Annotated in this window: 4 protein-coding genes and 1 riboswitch; of the genes, 2 read left to right on the plus strand and 2 right to left on the minus strand. The window is 70.6% G+C overall.

The window, feature by feature from the left end:
- Positions 1-115: 115 nt before the first annotated feature.
- Together QOL99_RS15275 and QOL99_RS15280 are read left to right on the plus strand one after the other, a co-directional pair.
- Positions 116-595, plus strand: a complete 480-nt coding sequence (locus tag QOL99_RS15275) for an FAD-linked oxidase C-terminal domain-containing protein (protein WP_285525083.1) — start codon at positions 116-118, stop codon at positions 593-595.
- Positions 582-1,871, plus strand: coding sequence for an AMP-binding protein (locus QOL99_RS15280; RefSeq protein WP_285525086.1), 1,290 nt, complete (start codon positions 582-584; stop codon positions 1,869-1,871). The genes QOL99_RS15275 and QOL99_RS15280 overlap by 14 nt, the downstream gene beginning before the upstream one ends.
- A gap of 63 nt (positions 1,872-1,934) precedes the next feature.
- On the opposite strand, the gene QOL99_RS15285 is transcribed toward QOL99_RS15280, so the two are convergent.
- On the minus strand, positions 1,935-3,200 hold the full coding sequence (locus QOL99_RS15285; RefSeq protein WP_285525088.1) for a hypothetical protein: 1,266 nt from the start codon (positions 3,198-3,200) through the stop codon (positions 1,935-1,937).
- A 9-nt stretch (positions 3,201-3,209) separates the two neighbouring features.
- Positions 3,210-3,288, minus strand: a riboswitch (cyclic di-GMP riboswitch).
- A 158-nt stretch (positions 3,289-3,446) separates the two neighbouring features.
- A partial coding sequence (locus tag QOL99_RS15290) for a sugar transferase (protein WP_285525090.1) occupies positions 3,447-4,464 on the minus strand: 1,018 nt, incomplete at its 5' end.

Genomic DNA, 4,464 nt, shown 5'->3' on the forward strand with positions numbered 1-4,464 from the left:
CGGGCCGCGACCGGGCCGACCTCGACGCGGGGCTCGCCCTGCTGCGGGAGGCGGCCTCGCTGCACGGCGGCACCCCCGTCGGCGAGGCCCGCACTCCCGAGGCCCAGTCCGAGCTATGGGCGCCCGCCACGGCGTGTACGACGCGCTGCGGGCGGCCTGGCCCGGTCACGCGACCCGCATCGGGGACGTGTGCGTGCCCCTCTCGGCGCTGGCGGGAACGGTGGCACTGGCTCAGGAAGTACTGGACGAACAGGGCCTGACCGCGCCCCTGGTCGGCCACATCGGGGACGGCAACCTCCACCTCCTTCTGCACGCGCTCCCGGACGACGCGGACGCCTGGACCCGGATCGACCACGTGCTGCACGCCCTCGCCGCGCACGCGATTGCCGTGGGCGGCACCTGCACGGGCGAGCACGGGGTGGGGCTGCGAAAACGGGCCTACCTGCGGGCCGAACACGGGGAGGTGCTGGACGTGATGCGGGACCTCAAGGCTATGCTGGACCCCCTGAACCTGCTCAATCCCGGCAAGGTGATCGGTGATCCGGACACCCCGCTCACCTGGAATCCCGACTGGAGGCCCGATGTTCCAACCTGACCGTGAGGCGATGCCCCTCCCCGACCTCCGCGCCCTGCAACTCGCCCGCCTGCAGGCCACCGCCGCCCGGATGGCCGAGCGCGTGCCTGCCCACCGCGCCCGGTTTGAGGCGGCCGGGGTCACCCCGGACGACCTGCGGACCCTGGAGGACCTCGCCCGCTTTCCGCTGACCCGCAAGAGCGACCTGCGCGACCACTACCCCCTGGGCCTGAGCGCGGTGCCCCGGCACGAGCTGCGGCGCCTGCACGCCAGCAGCGGCACGACGGGCAAGCCGACGGTGGTCGCCTACGACGAGAACGACCTCGCCGTGTTCGCGGAGGTCGTGGCCCGCTCGCTGCACGCGGCGGGGGCGCGGCCCGGCATGACCTTTCACAATGCCTACGGCTACGGCCTGTTCACCGGGGGGCTGGGGCTGCACGGCGGCGCCGAGCGGCTGGGCCTGTGCACCGTGCCCGTCTCGGGGGGCGGCACCGAGCGGCAGGTCAGCCTGATTCTCGACCTCGAACCCGAGGTGATCGCCTGCACCCCGAGCTACGCCCTGGTGCTCGCCGACGAGTTCGCCCGCCGGGGGATGGGACCGGAGGACAATTCGCTGCGCTACGCCGTGCTGGGCGCCGAACCCTGGACGGAAAAGACCCGCCGCGAGGTCGAGGCCCGGCTGGGCGTCACGGCCACCAACATCTACGGCCTGTCGGAGATCATCGGCCCCGGCGTCTCCAACGAGGACGCGGCCGAGCAGCGCGGCAGCTATCTCTGGGAGGACCACTTCTACCCCGAGATCGTGGACCCCGAGACCGGCGCGGTGCTGCCCGACGGCGAGTGGGGCGTACTGGTCCTGTCGTCGATCAGCCGCACCGCCCTGCCCATGCTGCGCTACTGGACCGGGGACATCACCCGCCTGCTGCCCGACGCGACCGAACCCAACGCCACCGGGCGCACGATGCGCCGCATGGAGCCCATCCGGGGCCGCGCCGACGACCTGATCATTCTGCGCGGGGTCAACGTGTACCCCACCCAGCTGGAGGCCGTGCTCGTCGGCATGGGGCAGGTCAGCCCGCACTACCACGTGGTCCTGACCCGCGCGGGCACCCGCGACGACCTGCTGCTGCGCGTGGAGACGGGCGAGGAAACCGCCGCTCTGCGGGGCGAGATCGAGCGGCTGGTCAAGGTGCAGGTGGGCGTGAGCGTGCGCTGCGAGCTGTGCGTGCCCGGCTCCCTGCCCCGCAGCGAGGGCGGCAAGCTGCGGCGGGTGACCGACCTGCGCGGGGAGACGTAGCCCGCCAGCCACCGCAAGGGCCCCTCCGACACTGGGAGGGGCCCTGCACCTGCGCCGCTGGGGTTAGCGCACCTCGTACCACTGGGCCGTGAGGGGCGTCAGGCTGCCGCTGACCGCTCCCGCCTTGAGGGAGAGGCTCTTGGCCCGGCCCGCGAAGAGGGGAGTCAGGGTGGTGGCCCCGCCCGGCACCGTGATCTTGACGCTCTGGCGCTGGGTCTCGCTGAGGCTCAGCACCTGCAGGTAGCGGCGGCCCCCGTGAGTCCACAGGGTCGCGCGGGCTTCCCCGAGATTGCCGCTCAGCGCGAGCGTCTGGCGCTGACCGTTCAGCAGGACAGGCGCGAGCAGCTTGGTCTCGGCGGCGAGCTTCCTCAGCTCCGTGCGCAGCCCCGTGTAGGTTGCCAGGTCGTTGGTATTGTCGAGGTAGGTGTAGTACAGGATGCCCTTGACGCCCGCCCCGATGGCCTGATTGGTCATCGAATTCAGTTCGGCAGGAGTGGGGTAACGTCCGCCCGGCCAGCGGAAGCTCTGCAGGTTGGCGATGGGCAGGGTGCCCGCGCGGGCCGACTCGGCCACCAGCCGCTGCATCACCGGGTACACCACCGCGAGCGAGTCGCCGTAGCCCGCCGGTCCCACCGGGTAGGACTGGTTGCCCACCGCGTCGGCCCGCCCGAAGAACTCAGAGTGGCTGTTGGCAAAAGAGATCGCCATGCTGGTGTAGGTCAGGTGGTGGGGGTCCAGGGCCTTGGTCTTCAGGTGCCGACGCTCCAGTTCCTCAGGGCTGATCAACGCGTTGCAGTCGTCGGCGATCATCCAGCCCAGCGTGGCGGGGTGGGTCTTGAAGGTGTTGATCGAGACGTCCCCGAAGTCCTCCACGAACAGCTTCATGCCCCGTCCGTGTGCCGCGTCGAGCAGCTGTCCAAACTGCTGGAGGTCGGCTTCGGGGTCGAACATCGTCACGTTCATGGTGTTGAACCCCAGGTCGGCCACGGCGTGCATATCGCGCAGCCGCTTTTGCACCCGCACGCTCTTCTCGGCGGCCCACGACACGTGGTAAAAGCCCATCGGGAACATCGGCGCTCCGCCCACCAGCAGCGTCCCGTCGGGGCGCACACTCGCCGCGCCGACCGGAGCGGGGTTGAGGCTGAGGGCTTCGAGCGCGGCCGTGGCGTCGGCCGTCTCCTGCTCGGTGGCAGTCTCCCCGTCGACCGGTCCGGTCTGGGGAGCGGCGGTGTCCTGCGGGGTCGGGAGAGCCGGCACAGAAGGCTGGGGAGCCGAGCAGGCAGCGAGGAACAGGGTCAGGGCGCAGGCCAGGGGAGCAAGTTTTTGCATGGTTCTTCCTTCGGAGGCCCGGCTGACTTCGTGAAGAAGTCCCGTGGCTTTGCGTCCCCCCCTCACGGAGGGTTTGCCTTTGTCGAGAAGACGGAGGGATAGGTGGGTGGAAGGCTGGGGAACCGCTGGGGAGCCCCCCGGTGTTCTCAGCTCAAGAACAGGTTAAGACCTGCCTCTGACAAAATCGGCACAACGCGCTCCCGGCGCTGCGCAGAACTTCACATTGGCTTCATGGTGCGCGTGTGTTCAGCGGGCGCCGAAGCCGGTCAGGACGGTCAGGACGGTCTTCCAGACGATCAGCAGGTCCAGTTGCGCCGAGAGGTGTTTGACGTAATAGAAGTCGTACTGCAGCTTCTCGTGCAGCTGGTCCACGCTGTCGGTGTAGCCCTGGGTGACCTGCGCCCAGCCGGTGATGCCGGGGCGGACCCAGTGCCGGGTGGCGTACAGCGGGATGCTTTCCTCGAGGTCGGCCGCAAAGGCGAACTGCTCGGGCCGGGGACCGATGATGCTCATCTCGCCGCGCAGCACGTTGTAAAACTGCGGCAGCTCGTCCAGGCGGAACTTGCGCAGGAACGCTCCGCCGCGAATGATGCGGGCGTCTCCCTGCTGGGCAAAGGCCGCGCCGCGCCGCTCGGAGTCGCGGGTCATGGTGCGGAACTTGACCAGCCGGAAGGGCCGTCCCCCCAGCCCGATGCGTTCCTGCCAGAACAGCACCGGCCGCCCGCCCGCCGCCAGCACGACCAGGGCCACCAGTCCCATCAGCGGCAGCAGCACGGGCAACAGCAGCAGGGTCACGGCCACGTCCAGCACCCGCTTGACCGGCATGTAGCCCGACTGGAAACGCTCGGCGTCCAGCCAGTCGCGTTCCACGAGGTCGAGGGACACCCGCCCGGTCAGCACCTCGGCGAGCAGCTCGCGCGAGTACAGCGGCACCCCGGTCACGCGGGCGTGTTCCAGCAGCCGGGCGTGTTCGGCGGGCACCTGCTGGCGGTGGCCCACGACCAACCCGTCCAGACCCCGCAGCACGTCGGGTTCATGCGGGGCGACGGGCAGGTAGGTCAGGCGGGGATACCGGGGCGGCGGCGGAGCGTCCGGGGCACTCAGCAGCCCCAGCCGCAGCGGGGGCAGGCGCTCACGCCAGATCAGTTCCAGCCCCGCCAGCGCGAGCCACAGCGCAGCGGCCAGCAGCAGGGGTTCCAGCACGTCGGTCCAGCGCAGCGCCAGGACAAGCGCCCCCGCGACGGCCGCGCCCCACAGTGGCGGC

Origin of the sequence: Deinococcus rhizophilus, from assembly GCF_030271215.1 — a bacterium.
GTDB classification, from domain to species: domain Bacteria; phylum Deinococcota; class Deinococci; order Deinococcales; family Deinococcaceae; genus Deinococcus; species Deinococcus rhizophilus.

Bases quoted from the DNA above. Each gene is read 5' to 3' on its own strand.
- QOL99_RS15285 (WP_285525088.1), bottom strand. From the start codon at position 3,200: ATGCAAAAACTTGCTCCCCTGGCCTGCGCCCTGACCCTGTTCCTCGCT.
- QOL99_RS15280 (WP_285525086.1), top strand. From the start codon at position 582: ATGTTCCAACCTGACCGTGAGGCGATGCCCCTCCCCGACCTCCGCGCC.
- QOL99_RS15275 (WP_285525083.1), top strand. From the start codon at position 116: ATGGGCGCCCGCCACGGCGTGTACGACGCGCTGCGGGCGGCCTGGCCC.